The 21552-nt window shown below is 54.4% G+C and carries 17 protein-coding genes; all 17 read right to left on the reverse strand.

Annotation, left to right across the window (positions count from 1 at the left end; genetic code table 11):
* Positions 1 to 17: 17 nt before the first annotated feature.
* A complete protein-coding gene (hflX, locus tag MKX76_RS11295) occupies positions 18 to 1304 on the reverse strand; it encodes a GTPase HflX (protein WP_213615122.1) in 1287 nt (428 codons plus the stop codon).
* Between the two features lie 126 nt (positions 1305 to 1430).
* Positions 1431 to 2414 carry an AAA family ATPase gene (locus MKX76_RS11300; RefSeq protein WP_213615124.1) on the reverse strand — a complete coding sequence of 328 codons (984 nt, stop codon included), beginning with the start codon at positions 2412 to 2414 and terminating at the stop codon, positions 1431 to 1433.
* Between the two features lie 82 nt (positions 2415 to 2496).
* On the reverse strand, positions 2497 to 3156 hold the full coding sequence (locus MKX76_RS11305; RefSeq protein WP_028403545.1) for a YdcF family protein: 660 nt from the start codon (positions 3154 to 3156) through the stop codon (positions 2497 to 2499).
* Complete coding sequence (locus tag MKX76_RS11310) at positions 3156 to 3713, reverse strand: DUF402 domain-containing protein (RefSeq protein WP_028403546.1); 558 nt, start codon at positions 3711 to 3713, stop codon at positions 3156 to 3158. The genes MKX76_RS11305 and MKX76_RS11310 overlap by 1 nt, the downstream gene beginning before the upstream one ends.
* 101 nt (positions 3714 to 3814) lie before the next feature.
* Positions 3815 to 6496 carry a transglycosylase domain-containing protein gene (locus MKX76_RS11315; protein WP_213615126.1) on the reverse strand — a complete coding sequence of 894 codons (2682 nt, stop codon included), beginning with the start codon at positions 6494 to 6496 and terminating at the stop codon, positions 3815 to 3817.
* Between the two features lie 262 nt (positions 6497 to 6758).
* Positions 6759 to 6998 carry an RNA chaperone Hfq gene (hfq, locus tag MKX76_RS11320; RefSeq protein WP_007129953.1) on the reverse strand — a complete coding sequence of 80 codons (240 nt, stop codon included), beginning with the start codon at positions 6996 to 6998 and terminating at the stop codon, positions 6759 to 6761.
* A gap of 54 nt (positions 6999 to 7052) precedes the next feature.
* Entirely contained in the window at positions 7053 to 8000 is a 948-nt protein-coding gene (gene miaA, locus MKX76_RS11325; RefSeq protein WP_007129952.1) for a tRNA (adenosine(37)-N6)-dimethylallyltransferase MiaA, read from the reverse strand.
* Entirely contained in the window at positions 7990 to 8769 is a 780-nt protein-coding gene (locus tag MKX76_RS11330) for a class I SAM-dependent methyltransferase (RefSeq protein ID WP_007129951.1), read from the reverse strand. Before MKX76_RS11330 ends, miaA begins: the two co-directional genes overlap by 11 nt.
* A 17-nt stretch (positions 8770 to 8786) precedes the next feature.
* Complete coding sequence (gene mutL, locus MKX76_RS11335) at positions 8787 to 10766, reverse strand: DNA mismatch repair endonuclease MutL (RefSeq protein ID WP_007129950.1); 1980 nt, start codon at positions 10764 to 10766, stop codon at positions 8787 to 8789.
* Between the two features lie 301 nt (positions 10767 to 11067).
* Positions 11068 to 13872, reverse strand: coding sequence for a DNA mismatch repair protein MutS (mutS, locus tag MKX76_RS11340; RefSeq protein ID WP_213615128.1), 2805 nt, complete (start codon positions 13870 to 13872; stop codon positions 11068 to 11070).
* Positions 13873 to 13931: 59 nt separating this feature from the next.
* Positions 13932 to 15188, reverse strand: a complete 1257-nt coding sequence (locus MKX76_RS11345) for a putative amidoligase domain-containing protein (protein ID WP_007129948.1) — start codon at positions 15186 to 15188, stop codon at positions 13932 to 13934.
* Between the two features lie 107 nt (positions 15189 to 15295).
* Entirely contained in the window at positions 15296 to 15862 is a 567-nt protein-coding gene (locus tag MKX76_RS11350) for an outer spore coat protein CotE (RefSeq protein ID WP_007129947.1), read from the reverse strand.
* 129 nt (positions 15863 to 15991) lie between these two features.
* A complete protein-coding gene (locus tag MKX76_RS11355) occupies positions 15992 to 16972 on the reverse strand; it encodes an aromatic acid exporter family protein (protein ID WP_028403553.1) in 981 nt (326 codons plus the stop codon).
* 121 nt (positions 16973 to 17093) lie between these two features.
* On the reverse strand, positions 17094 to 17873 hold the full coding sequence (locus MKX76_RS11360; protein ID WP_373872050.1) for an ABC transporter permease: 780 nt from the start codon (positions 17871 to 17873) through the stop codon (positions 17094 to 17096).
* Positions 17874 to 17938: 65 nt separating this feature from the next.
* Positions 17939 to 18712, reverse strand: coding sequence for an ABC transporter ATP-binding protein (locus tag MKX76_RS11365; RefSeq protein ID WP_251536813.1), 774 nt, complete (start codon positions 18710 to 18712; stop codon positions 17939 to 17941).
* Positions 18713 to 18752: 40 nt separating this feature from the next.
* Positions 18753 to 19760: an ABC transporter substrate-binding protein gene (locus tag MKX76_RS11370; protein WP_251536815.1), complete on the reverse strand. Its 1008-nt coding sequence runs from the start codon at positions 19758 to 19760 to the stop codon at positions 18753 to 18755.
* 249 nt (positions 19761 to 20009) lie between these two features.
* Complete coding sequence (locus MKX76_RS11375; protein WP_251536817.1) at positions 20010 to 21527, reverse strand: carboxypeptidase M32; 1518 nt, start codon at positions 21525 to 21527, stop codon at positions 20010 to 20012.
* Positions 21528 to 21552 lie beyond the last annotated feature (25 nt).

The raw sequence follows: 21552 nt of genomic DNA on the forward strand, positions 1-21552 counted from the left end.
CGCTGCCGCTATGCCGCTCATTGCTGGACATAATCCTCCAGAAGATATCCCATTTTTTCGTAATCGGCCTTGTTGATCCTCACCTCGTACAAAATATCGGACTCGTCAAAGGTTTGCTCAATGACATCTCCTACCCGGTACACAACCGAGCTTAAATCGCCCCGGTCAGCCGGAATCCGGAACGTCACGTTCCCGCCAGATAAACGCTCCTGGATCGTTTCGCGGACGCTGGTCAAATCTTCGTCATCATAAGCGCTGATCTTCAAGTAGCCGTCTCCGGAAGGCAGCATTTCTAGCTGCTCCGGCTGGCAGGCGTCCTTCTTATTGAACAGGACAATTTGCGGTTTATCCGCTGCTCCGAGGTCCTCCAGAATCGATTGGACGACCGCCATCTGCTCCTCCCGCATCGTGGAGGACGCATCGACCACATGGAGAATCAGGTCCGCTTCGTTGGCCTCCTCAAGCGTTGCGCGGAATGCCGCTACCAGATCATGTGGCAGGTTCTGAATGAATCCGACCGTATCCGTCAGCACGACTTCCTTGCCGCTAGGCAGCTCCAGCACTCTGGAGGTCGGGTCGAGTGTTGCGAACAGCTGATTCTCAATGTAAACGTCGGCATTGGTCAGACGGTTCAGCAGGGTGGACTTCCCCGCATTCGTATAGCCTACCAAGGCTACCTGGACGGCACCGCTCTTCTTGCGGCGCTCGCGGTGAAGATTGCGATGCCGCGTTACTTCATCCAGCTGGCGTTTCAAATCGCTGATCCGGTCGCGGATATGCCGGCGGTCCGTCTCCAGCTTGGTTTCACCCGGTCCGCGTGTCCCGATCCCTGCCCCGAGGCGCGACAGGTTCTTGCCGTGACCCGACAGACGCGGCAGCAAATAGGTGAGCTGCGCCAGCTCAACCTGGATGATGCCCTCTCGCGTCTTGGCCCGCTGTGCAAAAATATCGAGAATCAGCTGGGTCCGATCAATGATCTTCACATCCAGCGCTTCCTCCAGATTACGAACCTGGGCCCCTGAAAGCTCCTGGTCAAAAATAGCCGTAGTCGCTCCGAGGCCGTCAACAGCCATGCGCAGCTCCTCTACTTTTCCTTTACCGATAAACCATTTCGAATCCGGCGTTTCCCGGTTCTGCGTGATGACATCCAGCACGGTCACGCCTGCCGTCTCGGCAAGCTGCACCAGCTCCTGCAGCGAATGCTCCGGATTGATGCCTGAGCGCTTCACCGCATCGGTCACCAAGCTCACCAATATCGCTTTATCTTCAATCTCGGTCGAGGTATCATGTGTTATATTTGCCATATATCCAGCTCCTTTGAACAATAACGTACCTTAAAACATATACAACCCGCATTCGCCCCTTCTAAACCAACCCTTCAAAGCGAATGCTGCGTTACCTCTTCATTATGGCCGAAAAACCGCGGCAAATCATTGTAATTTTCCGTTTAATTTAAAGTCTTCCGGCCGAAGCGTCATCAGCTCCAGCTTTCCGGGGTTCCCCGTGACATACTGATTCAGAAGACGGACCGATTGATTGCGGATCGATTTCTCGATCAAATTGCGAACATAACGGGCGTTGCTGAACGCATGCAGCCGCTGCTCCTTCTCGTTCTGCAGATGCTCCTTGAGCTTCCCGAGCGACTGGGGCATGAGGATGTAATCGCGCTCCTTCGCCATCAGCTCGGAGATTTGGATCAGCTGATCCAAATTATAATCCGGGAATTCCATCTGAATCGGAAAACGGGAATGCAGGCCGGGATTCGTGCTCATAAAAAAATCAATCTCATCGCTGTAGCCGGCCAGAATGAGCACAAACTGATTCTTGTGATCCTCCATCGCTTTTACCAGCGTATCGATCGCTTCCTTGCCGAAATCCTTCTCGCCGCCCCGCGCCAAGCTGTACGCCTCATCGATAAACAGAATACCGCCCAGCGCCTTCTTCACCAAATCTCTCGTTTTCTGTGCCGTATGGCCGATGTATTCGCCGACGAGATCCGCCCGCTCTACCTCGACGAGATGCCCCTTATTGAGCACCCCCATCTTCTGAAACAGCTTAGCGATGATGCGGGCTACCGTCGTTTTGCCAGTTCCGGGATTTCCCTTGAAAATCATATGGAATACATGACCGCCGCTGAGCAAGCCCGCCTCTGATCTCATCTGGGCCACCTGAAGCAGGGCATAAATTTCAAAAACCAGCTCTTTAATTTGATCCAAACCTACAAGCTGATCCAGCTCCTTCTGTATTTCCTGGAATAGACTGTGCTGGGAAACAGGGTTTGGCGAAGGGGACGGTTCCCGCTCGGGAACTGCGCTGCTGATAAGCGGAGGTTCCGCGCTGCGGAGCACGACATTAATCTGTCTGGATGGCCGTCCTTCAGATCGGCCGTTTGCGGCCGTTACTCGCCCGTTCATAGCTCCTCACCTCTTTATCCAAAGGGCTGACTATCTATTCCAATGTATTCTACTGACAGCCTGCTTATTAGAAGTTTCGTCCTCATAGGAGCCCGGCTGCAATCAGAAGCCGATCGGCCGTCCATTTCGTATAGGCAAGCACTTCCCTGGATTTATGCTTCGCCATCGGCAGCACGGTAGATTTCGTCAGCGAAACCGTTGGCCGCTCATAGCCGAGCGTCGCCGCCACTTCCATCGATCTAGTGCCGTGATAATCATGCGTGATGATGATCGCGGTCTTCCATCCCTGCTCTTTCATAATTGCCTGGCTGTACAGCAAATTCTCATAGGTGCTGGTCGCTTCGTTTTCCAAAAAAATGTCGCTCTCCGGAACACCCGCCGCTACTAAATAATTGCGCATCCCTTCGGCTTCGGTGTAAGGATAGCCGGGCTTGTCGAGTCCGCCGGTTACGATAAACGTGCCAAACCGCCCTTCCTTATACTCGGTGAGAGCATGCTCAAGCCGTTCGCGGAGCCCCGGACTCGGCTGATCTCCCCACATGGATGCCCCGAGTATGATGCCGACGTCCGCCTTGTCAGCCGGATTGCTGACGGCGCTTTCGATTTTCCAATACGCATACCCTGACCATAATACGCCAGCCGCAACGAGGGTAAGCAGCGCATACAGAGCCCTCTTCATCCATAGTTTCTTCCCGGTCTTGGAACGTATAACCCGCTCTTCTCCGTTTATTTCCTGCCGCATTATGACTTCCTCCTGAATTCGCCGTTATGAAATAGCTGCTGCCGATGCTCCAGAGACATCATGAAATAGGGGAATTCATGGGCATCGATCGCCCGGAGCAGGCTTTTCGCCGTTACTTTGGCCAACCGATAGTCGTCGCGGGTAATATCATTGCGGTTCAGGGCATCCTCCAGCTCATCCTCATCCAGCAAAAATACTTCGCCGTTGCTGACGACCACAACGTCCAGATACAAATCATCAAACCACGGTACGCCCTGGTCGGTTACGCCCTGCTTCTTGCAAATATCGATATACCACTGCACGATGTTTCGCTTATCGTCAAACATGGCCGTAACGATATAATGGCTGTCCTTCGGATAATACTGCAGCCAAGAGTAGCCTTTGTCCGCAATGCGGTATGTATGGCGGCCATAGGTTTTCCATAATGGTTCTTTCAGGCCATATATGGTGTATAAGGTCAGGTACCCTGTGAATTGCTCGGAATCCACATACCGGGAAGTGAAGTGCCGGCGGGTGATACGGCGCCAATTTGCCCGATCTCCGAATTTACGTTTCATGGAACTCTTCCTCCCCATATCGTATTCCCAGCTTACCACATTTAGGTTTCACACTCAAAACAAAGAAGCCCTCGCTTTATCCGCGAAGGCTTCTTTGTTCATTATGGACTAACTTGGTTAGGATCAGACTCGGTGGCCGGAACATCCGGCTCCACGATGGTTCCGGGAACCGTCGTGACGTTGCCCGAATCGGTGGTGCCTTCAATCGTTCCCGAATCCTCGCCGCCCGTGCCATCACCCGCATCCGACCCGGATCCATCGCCCTGTCCGCCGTCCGCAGGCGGATTGGTACCGCCATTGTCATGGCCGTTTCCTTGGCCATTGCCTTGACCGTTTCCATTTCCGTTGCCTTGACCATTGCCGTTGCCCTGGCCGTTTCCATTGCCTTGGCCGTTGCCGTTATCTTGGCCGTTACCGTTGTCTTCGCCATTTGGTATGTCGATGCCATCGCCGGCATCTCCTTCATCCGGCGGAATTACATCCTCAATATCCCCCGGATCCGGCTCAAGATCATCCGGCGGCAGCTCGGATACGGCAGCGATCTGCAGCACGTTCGAGCGCTCGGATTCTTGATCCGTTGCCGGGTCATAGGCCGTTACGTAATATTCGTACGTCAGCCCCTCCATCGCGCTCATATCATCCGTGGAGGTGCTGTTCACCGCATTCAGAATCCGCGTGAATTCGCTCTCCGAGGTTTCCCGGCGGTAAATCCGGTATTGAATGCCGCTGCCCTGAACGCCATTCCAGCTCAGATAGACGGTCTGATTCGCGCCGTCATAAGATCCGGTCAGGCCGCTGACAGGCTCTAGCTTCGGCGTCTCCACCACCGGCGGGGCCGGCTCGGTGCTCGGGAAGTTTTTCGGCTCATAGGACTGAACCGCCTTCTCCATAATCTTGCCCCAGAGCGCTGCGGACATTGAGCTGCTTCGCTTCAGCAGATGCTGCTTGTTCGGTTTGTCGTATCCCATCCATACGGCCGCCGTCAGTTCCGGCGTGTAACCGACAAACCAGACGTCACGGTTGGAACTGATGCCTTCGTAGCCGCTTTGCGTCGTGCCGGTTTTACCGGCAACCGGACGGCTGATCCGGGCATTCCGGCCCGTTCCGTCCTGAACGACACGCTCCATCATTTCCGTCATCTGGGAAGCCGTCGACTCGCTCATGACTCGCTTGCCCTTGCTTCCCTTATTCTCATGCACGACTTTGCCTTGATTATTCCGTATTTCCTTAATTGCGAATGCTTCCTTCAGCTCGCCGCCATTGGCGAATGCGCTGAACGCTTGAGCCATCTCGAACGTGTTCGTTCCGGAATTCATGCCGCCAAGAGCCAGGGACAGGTTCGCGTCGGCCTCCGTCATCTGGATGCCCAGACTCTTGGCGAACTCGACCCCCGTTTTAACCCCGATCTGGTTCAGCAGCCATACCGCCGGGATGTTCTCGGAGCGCTGAATCGCTTCCGGCATGCTGATCGTATCGGAGTATCCATGCAGATTGTTCGGACAGTAATCCCCGAAGCATTGCTTCTTGTTGCTCAGCCTGGAATCCTTCGTAAAGTTGCCGGATTCCAGAGCCGGCGCATACGACACGATCGGCTTCAGTGCCGAGCCCGGCTGACGACGGCTGTCGGTCGCACGGTTGAATCCGCCGCGCATATACTCTCTGCCGCCCGATATCGCCACGATCCCGCCGTTCTCCTGATTAATGATAACCATGGAGCCTTGAACGATCTCCTCATCCGGGCTCTCTTCAAAGTTGGCCGGATTGTTGAATTCTTCCTCCATCGCCTGCTGGGCGTTCGCGTCCATCGTCGTATAGATCTGGTAGCCACCGATATTCAAATCGTCCTCGGTAAGCCCCCACTTCTCCTCAGCCTCATCCATGACGTAGTCGATAAAGGCCGTATATTTCTGCTTTCTTTCCGGCGGCGTATAGTCGTAATCGACTTTCTTCGCCTTCTCGGCCTCTTCGGCCGTAATATAGCCCTGCTGCTCCATCAGCGTCAGCACGACCGCACGGCGCTCCTTGGACAGCTCCGGATTTTTCAGCGGGTTGTACCGGGAAGGCCCCTTCGGCATGGCGGCCAGCGTTGCCATTTCCCACAACTCAAGCTCCTTAAGATCCGATTTGCCGAAATAACGCTCGGAAGCCGCCTTAATGCCGTAGTAAGGTCCGCCGAAGTTAATCCGGTTCAAATACATTTCAATGATCTCTTCCTTGCTGTGCTTCCGCTCCAGCGCCAGCGCGATCGACATTTCGGTCGCTTTGCGGAAGAAGGTTTTGTCCCGGGTCAGAAAAATATTTTTCGCCAGCTGCTGGGTGATCGTACTTCCGCCCTCCACCATGGAACGGGCCATAATATCCTTCACGGCAGCGCGGCCGATCGACCAAATGTCGACGCCGTTATGTTCCCAGAATCGTCTATCCTCTGTTGCTATAAATGCATTAACCAGTTGCTCCGGAATATCCTTGTATTCAACCGGATCGCTCTTCTGGATCGACAATTCGCCCATTAAATTGCCTTGTCGATCATATACTTTCGAGGTACCGTAAGCGGTCAGTTTATCCTTATTCTGATCCAGAAGCTTCTCGCCGCTGACCAAGATAAACAGATACCCTGCCAGGGCGCAAAATATGGCGATAACCGCCGTAAAAAACAAAGCCCATGCAATCCGCTTGCCTCTGCCTTTTTTCTTCTTCTTCGACCCTGATTTGGATCCTTTGGATGCCTTCGGGTTATCTTTGTTTTTGTTCACCCTGGACATCTCGTTATCTCTTCCAGCCATTTGTCCCCCTCCTTGCTCCCTTGCGGGATACAAAACTCTGTACACATTACAGACTCTCGGAAAGAAAAGAACAACCTTCTCAGGTTGCTCTCTGCACTCCTTATAAACTAAACGAAATATAAACCAAAAAGTTTCAAGTTAATCAGGACGCGATCATTCCAAGAAGCCAGGGCCGCTAATGACCTCATGATTGCAGCGATGATTAGGGAAATCCAGGTATAGAGACATTATCCCAAGCATATCGTGCAAAAATCCGTGAATTTTATTGATCGTTGCTGCTATCCTGCATCAGGGAAACATTGCGCTGCGGCATGAACGTGGAGATGGCATGCTTGTACACCATTTGCTGACGGCCGTCGCTGTCAATCACGATGGTAAAGTTGTCAAAAGCCTTGATCGTTCCACGGATCTGAAAGCCGTTGGTCAGGTATACCGTAGCCGGGATGTTCTCTTTGCGCAGTTGGTTCAAGAACGTATCTTGGATGTTGATGGACTTGTTCATTAGCCGTACCCCCAATGGTTCAATTAGATTGTTTTGAAGAATATATTCAAGATATTAGTGAAACTTTCCTGCTATTATAGCACGGATTTTTTGATAGTTCGCAGAAAAATTTCCCGAGTCGGTGACGTCTACCCACTCGATGTCCTTCATATGGCGGAACCAAGATAGCTGCCTCTTCGCAAACCGGCGGGTATCGCGCTTGAGCAGCGTCACCGCTTCCTCATAGCTGCATTCCCCTTGAAGATACGAAACGATTTCCTTGTAGCCAAGACCCTGCATCGCAACAAGCCCGGGGCCGAACCCTTTCTCCATTAGCGCTGCCACCTCTTCGACGAGCCCCTGCTTCAACATCAGATCGATTCGCTCTTCAATACGGTTATATAGCATTTGCCTGTCCATTGTCAAACCGACCAGGCATAATCGGTACGGAGACTCCTTCTTCTGAGGGGCCAACTGGGACGAAAGTGGGATGCCGGTCACATGGAATACTTCCAAAGCACGAACGACCCGGCGCAGATCGTTCGGATGCAGCCGCTCCGCGCTCTCCGGGTCCACTTCCGCAAGCCTCCGGTGAAGCGCCTCCGCCCCGTATTCATCCGCATAACGGAACTGCTCCTTGCGAAATTCCTCATCCGCTCCGCTCTCGCTGAATTGGTAGCCGTAGCAGACGGATTCGACATAAAGCCCTGTGCCGCCGACGATGAAGGGCAGCTTGCCGCGCTCCGTAATTTCGGTAATCAAGCGCTGGGACTGCTCCTGAAATTCCGCCACCGAGTAAGGGTAATCCGGTTCATGGATATCGATCAAGTGGTGGGGAACCCCCTCCATCTCGTCTTTCGTAATTTTGGCGGTCCCGATATCCATGCCGCGGTATACCTGCATGGAATCGCCGGAAATAATTTCGCAATTAAAGGCTTTGGCGATCTCGATGCTCATTTTCGTTTTGCCGACGGCTGTAGGACCGATCAGAACAAGCAATCTCGGTTTGGATTCAACTGTCAATGGATATCACTCCGTACGTAGTTTTCGACTGCCCCCGCTGCATGACCGTAAAGCCCAATCGCTCGAACTCGCCGCTGTACCGCGTTTCCTTCATGACAACGGTTTTGCGGGCCACTCTGACCGCCTGCTTCACGCTTTCCTCATCCAGCGGCTCGCCGTTCGCATAGAGTCTGAGCGGATTCATCGAGTCGGAGCTTGTAATCGGATCACGGAACATCGGATCAAAATAAACGATATCGACGCTTCGGTCCGGCAGCGACCGTAAATATTCCAAATGATGTCCATGCTTGACCATAATGCGCCGCATCGCTTGATCACTCGCCTCGAACTGGCTCTTATAGGTCCTGAGCCCCTCTTTCAGCATCGCGAACAGCGGCAGGGAGCTCTCCAGTGCAACCACGCGGCTGTTCGGCCCGCCTTTTCCGGAAAAAACAAGCGCGTCCGCGCCCAGCCCTGCCGTGCAGTCGAGCACCGAGTCGCCCTCCTCCATGCGCGAAGCCTCCAGCATCGGGTCCGGTTTGCCGCGAAGCACCCGCTTCAGCCTTACAAAGCCCATGCTGGGGTGAAACTCCGTGACCGAGCCATCCGGACCGCTTAAGCGGACATGCTCGTGCAAGACGACCAGCACGTCCTCTTCGCCCATCCGGCGGGCCAGCTTTCTTAACGATTGGCCGCCTCTTGGAACATACCGGCAGCCGGTTTCCTGGGCTAAGCGCTTGGCGCGTTCAACGATGTCAGGCGCTTCCGCTTCTCCAGTTGTAATAATCATGAATTTCCTCCTTGCTTTTACATGACGCGCTTGAACATTTTCTCCAAATCGTACGGGGAGAAGGAGACGACAATCGGTCGTCCGTGCGGGCAGGTATACGGCTGCCGGCATTCGGCCAAACGCCGGATCAGCGTCATGGCCTCCTGCTCGGTCAGCTTCTGGTTCGCTTTAATCGAGGCTTTGCAGGAGCACATGATCGAGGAAGCTTCCCTTAGCTTGGCAATATCGATGTGCCGCTCGTTCAGCACCCACTCGGCCATTTCCTCGATCAACGCTTTCTCATCGCCTTTCGGGAACCAGAACGGATGGGAACGGACCAGGAAGGTGTTCCCTCCGAAAAATTCCATGTATACGCCGGCCTTCTCGAACCAATGCAGGCGTTCCTTCACCTTCTCCGTTTCCGAAGGCGTGAACTCCAGCGTTATCGGCAGCAGCAGCTCTTGCGAGGCATCCGCAGGCTTGCCGAATTGCTCATAGTAGTATTCGTAGTTAATGCGCTCATGAGCCGCGTGCTGGTCGATCAGATACAGGCCGGTCTCATTTTGCGCGATAATATAGGTTCCATGATGCTGCCCGATATAGGTTAGCTGCGGAAACGGCGGAATGTCCGGAGCCGGGCCCGATGCCGCCGCCATCCATTCCTTCGTGACGGCCGGCACATTGGCCGATCTGCGATCCGCCGCACGGTCCTCATAGCTTGGCTTCGAAGGATACGCGGCCGCCGCAGCCGTTTCCCTCATCTGCGGCTGCTGTGCAGTCCATTCCTTGTAGTCTCCGGAAGAGCCCGTTACGGATTCTTGCAGCGAATCCGGTCTCGGGGCCGTCTCCCGCCGGAATTCACGCCCAGAAGATTCACCCGGGGGCTTGCCGCCCAAGCCGTCTTGAGGGATCTCCGCACGCTCCCCGCGAGCCGGCGCTCCATAGGATGGAGCAGGAAAATTCAGCTGCTCCTGGATAAAAGCGTTATCGCTCTTGCCGATCGTTTGCTTAGCCGGGCGCGGAATGAGGATCTCCTGCCGGAGCACATTCCGAACCGCTTCTTCTATGAACGAGAACAGCTCCGGCTCCTTGCTGAAGCGGACCTCCAGCTTGGACGGATGGACGTTTACGTCGATTAGCGACGGGTGCATCGACAGCTGAAGCACGACGAGCGGGTACCGGTTGATCGGCAGGAGCGTATGGTATCCCTTCAGCACCGCCTGCATCAGACCGTAGTTTCGAATATATCGTCCATTGACGATCAAGGACATGCCGTTCCGGTTGGCTCTGGTAAAATCAGGGCGGCTAATATACCCCTGAAGAGTATAGTCCATATTCTCCGCTTCGATTTTCATCATCGCTTTCGCGGATTGCGTGCCGTAAATGGCCGCGATGACCTGCAAAGCATCTCCGTTTCCGAGCGTCTGCAGGAGAGTGTTGCCGTTATGGCGCAGCGTGAACGCGATATCCGGTCTCGACAGCGCCAAGCGGTACATATAATCGGAAATATGGCCCAGCTCCGTTTGAATCGTCTTCATATATTTCAGCCTTGCCGGCGTGTTGTAAAACAATTCCCTGACAAGGAAATCCGTCCCTTTAGGCGCAGCGGTCTCTTCGTTCACACGCAGGTTGCCGCCCTCGATTTCGATTTTACGCCCGCGGCCGTCCTGTTCATTCGACGTCACGACGCGCACCTTGGACACCGCCGCGATCGAAGGGAGCGCTTCGCCCCGAAATCCGAGGCTGATGATCTGGAACAGATCTCGCCCCTCGGCAATCTTGCTCGTCGCATGCCGGTAGAAGGCGGTCTCGCAATCGTCGGGATCGATGCCGGAGCCGTTATCCGTTACGCGGATGCTGTCCAGGCCGCCTTCCTCGACGGCCACGTCGATTCTCGTGCTGCCGGCATCGATCGCGTTCTCCACAAGCTCCTTCACCACGGAGGCAGGCCGTTCAACCACCTCACCGGCTGCAATCTGGTTCGCAATATGCTCGTCCAATACGCGAATTTTTCCCATGATCCCCTACCTCCGTTTCCTTGCTGAATTTAAATGCAATTTCGTCTTATAAACTGCAGGCTCAATTACCATTACTTACTTCGTGAACAAAACTTCTGTAATTACAGCGCAGCTTTCACTAGAATGTGACTACAATGTGACTACAATGTAGCTAAGATTGCAAAACAGCTTTGGGTCACAATGGAGCTCTGTGCAGCTGCTAATACTTTGAGTCTCAATGCAAATCAGCTTTGAATCACAATGCAAATCAGCTTTGAATCACAATGCAGACTGGTTACGATTGCGATTCGGCTAATCACCGCTACATATCCTTCGCCTTCATCTTCAGATCATTTAATAGCTGCATCGCTTGCAGCGGCGTCATATTCATCAGGTCTGCACCCTTCACCGCTTCGATGAGCGCCCGAACGGACGGATCCTGCGAAGCGGAGGCGCCTGCCTCCTCAAAAGCCGCTTTCTCCTTGCCGATTGCGGCATTTTGCGGCTCTCTGACAGCCTCATCGTCAAAAATCGAGAGCTGAATCACCTCTCCGGTTCTGCCGTTTTCGCGGCTCTCAAGGCTTTCTGATCCTGCCCTCGCCAATGGCTCGGCTGCCTCCACCGCTTCCCTGACAACGTCATGCTGTCGCGTGTTGGCATAACCTCCTACAGTGCCTCCTTGTGCTGATTCGATACGCTGGAGCGCAGCGCCATGCTCGGAAGCGACAGCGGCCAAGGAAGCCTGCTCCAGGCCCTGCAGCAGTCCGTAGGCACGATCGATGATGCTGCCCGGAAGACCTGCCAGCCGTGCGCAGTATATGCCGTAGCTGCTGTCGGCGGCGCCCGGAATCAGCTTGCGCAGAAAATGCACCTTGTCCCCGCTTTCCTGAACGGCCATCGAATAGTTGCTAAGCCCCTTAAGGCTTTCCTGCAGATGGGCCAGCTCATGGAAATGCGTCGACACAAGCGCCTTACAGCCGATATGGTCATGCACATATTCGATCACGGCTTGGGCGATCGCCATCCCCTCGCTCGTGGAGGTTCCCCGTCCCAGCTCGTCAATAATGATGAGGCTTCGGGGTGTCGCCTTCTCGGTCATGACCTGAATATCGGCCATCTCCACCATGAAGGTGCTCTGGCCTCCGATCAGATCGTCAGCGGCCCCGATCCGGGTAAAGATGCGGTCAACCAGCGGAATGACGGCGCGCTCCGCCGGCACGAAGCAGCCGATCTGGGCCAGAATCGACAGCAGCGCAACCTGGCGCATATACGTGCTTTTTCCCGCCATGTTCGGACCGGTGATCAGCAGGATGGAAGAACCCTCCTTGCGCAGCTCCGTTCCATTGGCGATAAATGCCGAATCCTTCATCACCGCCTCCACCACCGGGTGGCGTCCGCCTTCGACGATATAATCATAGCCATCGCTCAGCTCCGGCTTCACGAACCGGTGCTCCGCACTGACCGCAGCCAGCGATTGATACACATCCATCTCAGCGATTCTTTCGGCCAGCTTCTGCAATCTGGACACCTGCATGTTCAGCTTGTCCCGCAGCTCGGTGAACAGAGCATATTCGAGATCGACCATCTTCTCCTGCGCTTCAAGGATCAGTCCTTCCTTCTCCTTAAGCTCAGGCGTGACGAACCGCTCGGCATTCGCCAGCGTCTGCTTGCGCTCATACCGGCCTTCCGGCAATGAGGACAAATTGGATTTCGTGACCTCAATATAATAGCCAAACACTTTGTTGTAGCCGATCTTAAGCGACTTAATCCCCGTTGCGGCGCGCTCCCTCGCTTCAAGCTCCGCGATCCAGCGTTTGCCGTTCGTGCTCGCTTCCCGCAGCTCGTCGAGCCGCTCATGGTAACCGGGCTTAATGATTCCCCCGTCCCGCACCGAAACCGGCGGTTCATCCACGATGGCATCCTCGATAAGCTGATACAATTCCTCGCATGTATCGGTCTCCTCCGCCAATCGGCGAAGCGTACTGGAGGTTGACTGCGCACACAGCTCCTTCAGCGCCGGGACTTGCCGCAGCGACAGCTTCAGCGCATTCAGATCGCGGCCGTTGGCGCTGCCGAATGCGATCCGGCCTACCAAACGCTCGAGATCATAAATTTCCTTCAGCGCCATCCGCAAATCTTCACGCAGTATGTACTGGTTGTACAGATGCTCAACAGCCTCTAGCCGCTCCTCGATCCGCGCACGGGACAAGAGCGGCTTATCGATCCAGCGGCGCAGCAGCCTCGCTCCCATCGACGTCTCGGTTTGATCCAGAAGCCACAGCAGCGAGCCTTTCTTCGACCGCTCCCGCACCGTTTCGACCAGCTCCAGATTGCGTCTGGTGAACGGATCGAGAACCATGAATTGCCCCGGTTCATAGGAATCGATCTGGGTCAGCTGGCCGAGCGAACGCTTCTGGGTTTCGCTTAGGTACGAGATCAAGAGAGAGATGCACGCTCTTCGCTCCTCCTCAAGACGGGCCCAGGCAGCCTCGCCGAATTGCGATTTGACCAGACCGTCCTCCCGGCGTTCCCATGCCGTATGCACCACGTTGCGGCTGCCGGGAAGCGCCTGGGAAGCAATGATCTCCAGCAGCTTGGCATCCCCGATAATTTCGGACGGCTCGTAAATATTAATCTCATCCCTCAGCCATTCCTCGGAGAATGGCACCGAGGTGACGTACAGCTCCCCGGTCGACAGATCGCATGCGGCAAGAGACAGAAGACCTCCCGCCTCCGTTACACACACCATATAGTTGTTGGATTTATCGCTAACCGCCTTGCCTTCCATGATCGTTCCCGGCGTGACGACCCGGACGATCTCCCGGCGGACCATGCCCTTCGTGACGGATGCATCCTCCATCTGCTCGCATATAGCCACTTTGTAGCCTTTTTCGATCAAACGCTGAATATAGCCTTCTGCCGAATGATAAGGCACGCCGCACATCGGAATCCTCTCGGCGCCTCCGCCCTCGCGGCCGGTCAGCGTAATTTCCAGCTCCTTGGCAGCCAAAATCGCATCATCAAAAAACATTTCATAGAAATCGCCCAGACGGAAAAAAAGAAACGCATCCTGCGCTTGTTCCTTCACTTTCAAATATTGCTCGATCATCGGCGTATATTTAGCCATGACTTACCTCCATGCCGTTTATAGCTGAACTCTATTATAACAGAAATGCATCCTTTGTCTCACGGCATCGAAGGAATATTCCAAAGCGGCCGGATATCCCTGCTCTCATCCCACGTCCGGCCGCTTTCGATATACGACAGCGCCTTTTCGATTTCGAAGGCAAACTGCGGGTATTCCGGCAGCGCTGACAGATCCCGGTGCCAGCCGGGAACACATTCCCTGAGCACGGCCTTGTCGCCTTCATAGTACGCGCGGTGGTACCGCTCGGCATTCAGCGGCCTGGCAGGCAGCAGGTCGCTGTATTTGGCCGCCAAGTATGCGATCGCTAGCGAAAACTTGGTCACGAAGGGCGAGATCAGGAAGCTGGGGAGCGTCCGGTATTCGAATCCGCCGTACGGCTGGCGGCGAAAATCGCCCAGAAATCCGTAGCGCGGCCTGCGCTGCCGTCCCTGCGGGTCTTCCAGTAGAGCCAGCGGCAGTGCCAAATAATTATCGAGCACTTGTAGAAGCGATATATTCAGCGGCACGCCGCTGAAGTGGATATGGCCGCCGAGCGGAAAATCCCTATAAGGCAATGCCCCCGCCCGCCACGACAGCGTCCGGTCCGTTATGAGGGCATACGCTTCACGCATCGCCCGCTGCAGCTCGCGAATCAGCTCCTTCGGCTGCGCCTTGGGATCAGGCCGCAGCTCTGCCAGCGGGTAAATGACTTCTCCGCGAAACCGTACGGCATCACTGCCGGCCAGACCCCCGCGCTGCATAAACTCCGATGCGTGGACGATCTCCCCGTTATCCTTCATCAGAATAAATTCGGGGTCCATTCCGAGCAGCAGATTCCCCTCTCCCGCCTCCGTACCTCCCAAGCTCTGGCGATTGTACCGTCCTGCTGGAGCAGCCTTGGCGCTCATAACGGCCCCGCCGGGAGATCCATGGAGCCGAATTTCCTCCACTACATATCTGCGGCCGGGCCGAGCCGCGATAACGACTTCCCCTTCCTCGGCACCCAATGTGTACAGCGAACGCACGGCAGCCTTCTCCAGCCTCCGGTGAAGGCCGTCGGCATATCCTCCGCTGCCATGCTCCGGCTCATGGCGCGTGCTGCCGCCTCCGGTCTGATCATGCCTTATCCATTCGGCCGTCAGCTCCCGTACGCGCACCGAGTATCTGGCCGCATAGCCGGCTGCCGGCTCGTGCCTTGCGGTAAGCCGGCACGGTATGCCGGCTCTCGACAATCTAGCCGCAGCGCGCGCTGCAGCAGAGCCGTCAAGAACGGCAAATCCGCGTTGTTCCCCTGCTGTTCCCATGGTCAGCGCCATATTAGCCGGCCTCCTCAAAAATAAAATAAAAAAGAGGGCATCCGCCCTCCGCAAAGCTGCTTTCACCGCATATGCTGGATTATAAGCTTCCCTGATGGAGGGTTAACTTACAATTCATCTTCCAGACCTTCATAGTCCAGGTCTTCGTAATCGTCGTCTCCGTCTCCCAGGACGTAGTCGAACTCTTTGTCTTCATAGTCGCCGTGATGGTGGCTGCACACTTTGACGACCACCTTCGTCTCGGCAACAAGCTCTACCGCGAACTCTCTCTCTACCCGTAGAATGACACTCGTGCCATTGGAGGATACGCTAGCTTCCACACAACTCGGCTCCTGTGTCGCTTCCGCCGACACTTCAACCGTTGAAGCACGATGCTTCGGATCCAGATAGGAGAGAGGTACGCGTTCTACATAAGATACCGTCTCTTTAGCCACGTCGGTCTGCGAATTTTTGTCATAGGAATACCAGATGTTCACATCGTAAGTACCAATAACCTCAATTCCGTCTCCGGCGGCAACCGCCTCGTATTGATGGTTTATAATCCAAGCCCCCAAAATACTGGTCGGATTATTAGGCGGAGTCACGGTATGTGTTACGGTAGAGAACTTACGACCCTTGCCGCAGATCGCCTTCGTGATGATTTCTCTACATTGGTGTTTATGACTCAATGACATCTTCGAACCTCCTCCTTACACTCATTCCATACATGTGTATGCACGACATGGGCGAATGTTGAATGAAGTGGTCCAAATAAATTCGGATGATGCCAAAAAAATTGAAAGAAACGTTCAGAATTATCGCATTCAGCCTGCGGAACCCGCATGCTTCTGCGGTTTTTTGGCAGTAGGGGCCTTGTATTTCTTTGAAATATTCAAGTAATAAGCAAGCTCGCGGCACAGCTGGAGAATCGCCGACCGGACCTCGAACTCCTCCCTCGTGGCCGGCAGCTCCATCTTCTTGAAACGTTCCTCCAGCTCATTAAGCAAAGCTTCCGATTTGCCGGTATATCCCTCGGATATGACATCCTTGCTTAATTGCTCGAATACCTCGGCAGCGAGAATCCCGTGCGGCAGCCTCTCGTATACCTGAGAGATTTGATGCATCATGCTCTGGATATTCTCCATCTGTTCCTTTCTCATATAAAAATAGATGTTCCACGCTCCGTCCGGATGGATCATCTGGTTCTCCGATGCCCGTTTCGCCTCCTCAATCCCCCGGTCGATCTGACGGTTGGCCTCGATCATTTCCTTTCCGTCCCAGATATGCTCCGGATCTCTTAAAGTCAGGGAGAAATGACTGAAGATCACGGAAAACAGCCCGTCCACCTTACGCCGGATGTCCATCATGGTTCCTTCGCTATTGGGCATGTACACCAGATTCACAAGCATCGCGGAGCCGAGGCCGATCACGAGCAGCGCAACCTGAGTGAGCATAATGTCCGGCGCAATCTCTTCTCCCTGGAACACCCGGAACACAACAACCGAGCTGGTGACGATGCCTTCCTTGAAATTCGCCCTCGATATGAGAGGAAAGGCGAGCAGTATGTATAGCGCCAGTACCCAATAATGGAACCCGAGCAGATAGAATAAAATACAAGCCAGCGCCAGCCCCAGCAGCGACGCAAAGAAACGCGACGAGATGGAGATAACGCTGCGCTTGCGGGTGACGTCGACGCCAAGGATCGCAAGAAGACCGGCGGACGTAGCCCCCGGTATATTGAAAGCATCGGTTATTAGGATGGCAAGCAGACTTGCCACAGCGGTTTTAATGACACGAAATCCCATGAAAATCAAAAGCCCCCAAGCGTGGATAATCAAGTTCAATCTTGTTCCATCCTAGCTTATTTTCATGTCATTCACAACCGGCTTCAGCCTCTGCCGTGGAAGCGAGTCTTTGAACGTGATGCTACCTGTGGGCCAGCAGCTTTCTTTCAATATATACGACGATTTGGTACATCGCCGTTGCCACGACTGCAATAATGAGGAGACTCGACAGCACGAGCGTGAAGTTGAATACCTGAAATCCGTACATAATCAAATATCCAAGCCCGGATTTGGCAACCAGGAACTCACCTACGATCACGCCAACCCAGGCCATGCCCACATTTACCTTCAAGGTCGATACGATAGCCGGATAGGAAGCAGGCAGAATGACGCGCTGGAATACTTGCCGCTTCGTGCCGCCGAAGGTGCGGACCACCTTGATCAGATTGGAGTCCACCTCATTAAAGCTGTTGTATACAACGAGAGTCGTCACAATCACCGTGATCGACAGCGTCGTCACGACAATCGCCGTAAATCCAGCGCCAAACATGACGATGAATATCGGCCCCAGCGCCACCTTCGGCATACTGTTGAATACAACCATGTAAGGATCGAGCACCTTGTTCAAGAAAGGCGACCACCAGATGATGACCGCAAGCAGGGTGCCGACCAGGGTCCCGAGAAGAAATCCGACAACGGTCTCTCCGACGGTAATCCCCAGATGACCCCACAGCTCCCCGGTCACGATGTTATCCCAAATATTCGAGAAGATTTTGGTTGGATAACTGAAGAGGAGGACATCGATCCACTTCATTCTGCCCGCCGCCTCCCACCACGCGAAGAACAGGAGCAGCAAGCTGAGCTGGACGGTGAGCACCCGGCTCTGGATGCTGCGCTTTTTCCTCCTATGCTTATCATAAATATCCTGGAGCCAGCGGTTTGAAGAAGAAGCCGGCTCTTTCCGCTCTCGATTGGTTGTCAATGGCTTCACTCCTTCCCGATTCGCTGCATTTCGCCCCATATTTCATGAAATAATTCATTAAACCCCGATTCCTTGCGGGCATAAAACGGCTGTACAGCCCTTATGTTCTCCGGCACTGCGAACATGCGGTGAATGCGTCCCGGATTGCGGTTCAGCAGGACGACCCGGTCGCTCATGGCGATCGCTTCGGACAAGTCATGGGTTACCAGGATCGCGGTTTTTCCCCGCTCCCTCAGCGTCTCGACAATCAGGTCCTCCAGCTGCAGCTTGGTCTGATAATCCAGCGCGGAGAAAGGCTCGTCGAGCAGCAGCAGCCCCGGATCTGTCGCCAGCGTACGCACCAGGGCTACCCGCTGTCTCATGCCTCCCGACAGCTGGGCCGGGTACAATGGACCGCTGCCCGCAAGCCCCATCTCCTTCAGCAGGCTTTGCACCTCGCTCCGGCTGTCCGGATTCAGACGCTCCGTCAATTCCAATCCGATCAAGGCGTTGTCCATGATGGTCCGCCACGGGAATAAGTAATCCTGCTGAAGCATATAGCCGACTTCCGGCGACGGGCCGCTGACCTGCTTGCCGTTGACGATCGCCGTTCCTTTCGTAGGCTGGAGCAGACCGGCAATGACGGACAATATCGTTGTCTTGCCGCAGCCGCTCGGCCCGACCAAGCTGACGAACTCGCCCGGCTCGACGCTCAAATCAATTCCTTCCACAGCCAGAGAGGCTTCCCGATCCGTCACGTATACATGCGTGATATCGTTCAGTTCTACTACCGGTACCATGGTGCACTCTCCTTTCATTCCATGGATGGGAGATGAAACGCTACTTTGCCTGTTTGGCCTTCTCCGCAAAGCTGTTGTTGACGATTTTGTCAGGGGCGACCCGTTCTCTCAGCTCCCCCGCCTGTTCCATGACATCCAGCAGATTGTTCCATTCGGCTTCATCCACGATCGGATCCGTCGCAAAGCTTCCCTGCTCCTTATAACGCTTCACAGACGAGACGACGATATCCCGGTCGCTGTCCTTGAAATACGGCATGATCGCATCGGCGATGTCCTCCGGACTGTTTGCGTCCACCCACTGCTGGGCTTTATATAGAGCATTCGTAAATTTTTGCACCGTAGCCTCATGGTTATCGATGTAGCTTTGCTTGGTCATGAACACGGTGTACGGCAAGTTTCCGCTCTCGACGCCGAAGGATGCCACCACCTTGCCGCGCCCTTCTTTCTCGAATATCGAGGCTTGCGGCTCAAACAGCTGCACGTATTCCCCTGTCCCCGAGGCATAAGCCGAGGCGATGTTTGCAAAATCAATATTCTGAATCAGCTCCAGATCGGCATGGGGATCGATGCCTTTTTTCTTCAGCGTAAATTCTCCGGCCATCTGCGGCATCCCGCCTTTGCGCTGGCCGAGGAACACACTCCCCTTCAGCTGATCCCAATCAAATTCGCCGCCTTCGTTCCGCGCCATGAGAAACGTGCCGTCCGTCTGCGTCACCTGCCCGAAGTTAATCACCGGATCCTCCGAGCCCTGCTGATACACATAAATGGAAGTTTCCGATCCGACAAGCGCAACATCGATGGCCCCCGACAGGAGCGCCGTCATCGTTTTATCGCCGCCGGGAGTCGTCTGCAGCTCGACATCAAGCCCCTCTTCCTTGAAAAAACCTTTCTCCAGTGCGACATACTGCGGAGCATAGAAAATCGAGCGCGTGACTTCGCCCACCTTGACCTTCGTTGCCGAGCCGCTGCCGCCTCCACATCCTGCCAGCGCTGCGGCACACACAAGCAGCAGGCTTGCCGCCAGCGCCCGCCATATTCGACGCTTCATGCTACCCCTCCATTCCCTTAACCTACCGTTTCATTTCAGCATATGCACCCACTCGCCAAATGGTTAACTAGCCATCATAGAGGTGGAAGGACCGCAATCGTGCTCTTTCACCATAAAAAAAACGGCGGTGCTGGGACATCATCCCTATGCACCGCCGCTTCTTATCATGCTTCATTCAATTCATCCGTACCGTCCCGTTAACGCTCATTTCTTCGGGAACCGTGATACGGCTTCTTGTTTATGTTGAGATTAAAGCTTATAAATCTCTTTATATTTTGCCTCCAAATAGTCGGCCAAGTAGTCCGGATTCAGTTCTTCACCGGTTACACGCAAAATAATTTCCGAAGGGGTTTCCGTTTTTCCAAACCGGTAGACTTTCTCCGTCAGCCATTCCTTGATCGGCGCCAAATTTCCTTGCTCGATCAGCTCATCGAGATTCGGCATTTCCTTGCGGAGCGTATGCAGCATTTGCGCTGCGTACATATTGCCGAGCGAGTACGAAGCGAAATAACCGAAATCCCCGCCGGACCAATGCACATCCTGAAGGACGCCGAGTCCGTCATTCGGAGGCATGATGCCAAGATACTCCTTGTACTTCGCATTCCATACTTCCGGAAGCTCCTTCACGGAAAGCCCTTCGTTAAAGAGCTGCTTCTCGATCTCATAACGGATAATGATATGGAGATTATAAGTCAGCTCATCGGCCTCGATCCGGATCAGGGAGTTCTCGACTTTATTGACGGCCAGATAGAAATCCTCCAACGAAACATCCTTCAGCTGTTCAGGGAAATGCTGCTGAAGATCGCCGAAGTATCGGCGCCAGAACGGCCGGCTGCGACCGATCATGTTTTCCCATAAGCGCGACTGGGACTCGTGGATGCCCATCGATGCCCCTGAAGACAGCGGCGTGCCCGCCAAGCTCTTGTCGATGTTTTGCTCGTACAAGGCGTGACCGCCTTCATGCAGGGAGCTGAACACCGCGCTTAGAACGTCATCCTGCAAATAATGGGTCGTGATCCGGACATCGCCGGGATTGAGTCCGGTAGCGAACGGATGGACGCTCTCATCAAGCCGGCCGGCCTCAAAGTCATATCCCATCTGCCCAAGCAGGAACCTGCTGAATTTATCCTGCTGGCCGATATCGAACAGCTGCTTCAGAAAGCCGGTCTCCGGTTTGAAGGACGATTCCGAAACCGCATGCACAAGCGGCACAAGCCGAGCTTTAAGCCGGTCAAAGATCGCGTCCACTTTCTCCACCGTCAAATCCGGCTCATACATATCCAGAAGCGTGTCATATCGGGTGCTTTTCACTCCCCAATAGTCGATAAACTCCTGCTTGAATGCCACGATCTTCGTTAAGTATGGTTCGAATCCGGCGAAATCGCTGTTCTTCTTGGCTTCCTCCCACTTCGTCTCCGACTGTGAGGCAAGAATGGAGTACTCCTTAAAGCGTTCCGGCGGAATCGATTTGTTCTGCTCATAGAGCTTGCGTATCTCTGCTACCATGCGGCGTTGGCGTTCGTCCAGCTGCCCCTCGTGCTTCGGATCCGCAAAAAACTGCAGAAACTGTCCCATCTTCTCCGAGACCTGCAGTTTAAAAGCTTCCGTCGATAATATGCCAATCGTCTCCGAGCGGATGTCCGTGCCTTTGCGCGGGGCGCCTGTCCGCAGATCCCAATGAAGGACCCCGAGCGCTTCATAATAGCTCATGATTTTGCGTACCAATTGCTGAAACTGCTCCCATTGCTGAGATACCTGCACTTCCATAATCAGCTCACCTGCTCTTTTAAAT

Origin of the sequence: Paenibacillus sp. FSL R5-0810 (genome assembly GCF_038002285.1) — a bacterium.
GTDB classification, from domain to species: Bacteria; Bacillota; Bacilli; order Paenibacillales; family Paenibacillaceae; genus Paenibacillus_AQ; species Paenibacillus_AQ lactis.

Excerpts from the sequence above, each read along its gene's own strand:
- hflX (WP_213615122.1), bottom strand. The coding sequence starts at position 1,304 with ATGGCAAATATAACACATGATACCTCGACCGAGATTGAAGATAAAGCG.
- MKX76_RS11300 (WP_213615124.1), bottom strand. The coding sequence starts at position 2,414 with ATGAACGGGCGAGTAACGGCCGCAAACGGCCGATCTGAAGGACGGCCA.
- MKX76_RS11305 (WP_028403545.1), bottom strand. The coding sequence starts at position 3,156 with ATGCGGCAGGAAATAAACGGAGAAGAGCGGGTTATACGTTCCAAGACC.
- MKX76_RS11310 (WP_028403546.1), bottom strand. The coding sequence starts at position 3,713 with ATGAAACGTAAATTCGGAGATCGGGCAAATTGGCGCCGTATCACCCGC.
- MKX76_RS11315 (WP_213615126.1), bottom strand. The coding sequence starts at position 6,496 with ATGGCTGGAAGAGATAACGAGATGTCCAGGGTGAACAAAAACAAAGAT.
- hfq (WP_007129953.1), bottom strand. The coding sequence starts at position 6,998 with ATGAACAAGTCCATCAACATCCAAGATACGTTCTTGAACCAACTGCGC.
- MKX76_RS11330 (WP_007129951.1), bottom strand. The coding sequence starts at position 8,769 with ATGATTATTACAACTGGAGAAGCGGAAGCGCCTGACATCGTTGAACGC.
- mutL (WP_007129950.1), bottom strand. The coding sequence starts at position 10,766 with ATGGGAAAAATTCGCGTATTGGACGAGCATATTGCGAACCAGATTGCA.
- mutS (WP_213615128.1), bottom strand. The coding sequence starts at position 13,872 with ATGGCTAAATATACGCCGATGATCGAGCAATATTTGAAAGTGAAGGAA.
- MKX76_RS11345 (WP_007129948.1), bottom strand. The coding sequence starts at position 15,188 with ATGGCGCTGACCATGGGAACAGCAGGGGAACAACGCGGATTTGCCGTT.
- MKX76_RS11350 (WP_007129947.1), bottom strand. The coding sequence starts at position 15,862 with ATGTCATTGAGTCATAAACACCAATGTAGAGAAATCATCACGAAGGCG.
- MKX76_RS11355 (WP_028403553.1), bottom strand. The coding sequence starts at position 16,972 with ATGGGATTTCGTGTCATTAAAACCGCTGTGGCAAGTCTGCTTGCCATC.
- MKX76_RS11365 (WP_251536813.1), bottom strand. The coding sequence starts at position 18,712 with ATGGTACCGGTAGTAGAACTGAACGATATCACGCATGTATACGTGACG.
- MKX76_RS11370 (WP_251536815.1), bottom strand. The coding sequence starts at position 19,760 with ATGAAGCGTCGAATATGGCGGGCGCTGGCGGCAAGCCTGCTGCTTGTG.
- MKX76_RS11375 (WP_251536817.1), bottom strand. The coding sequence starts at position 21,527 with ATGGAAGTGCAGGTATCTCAGCAATGGGAGCAGTTTCAGCAATTGGTA.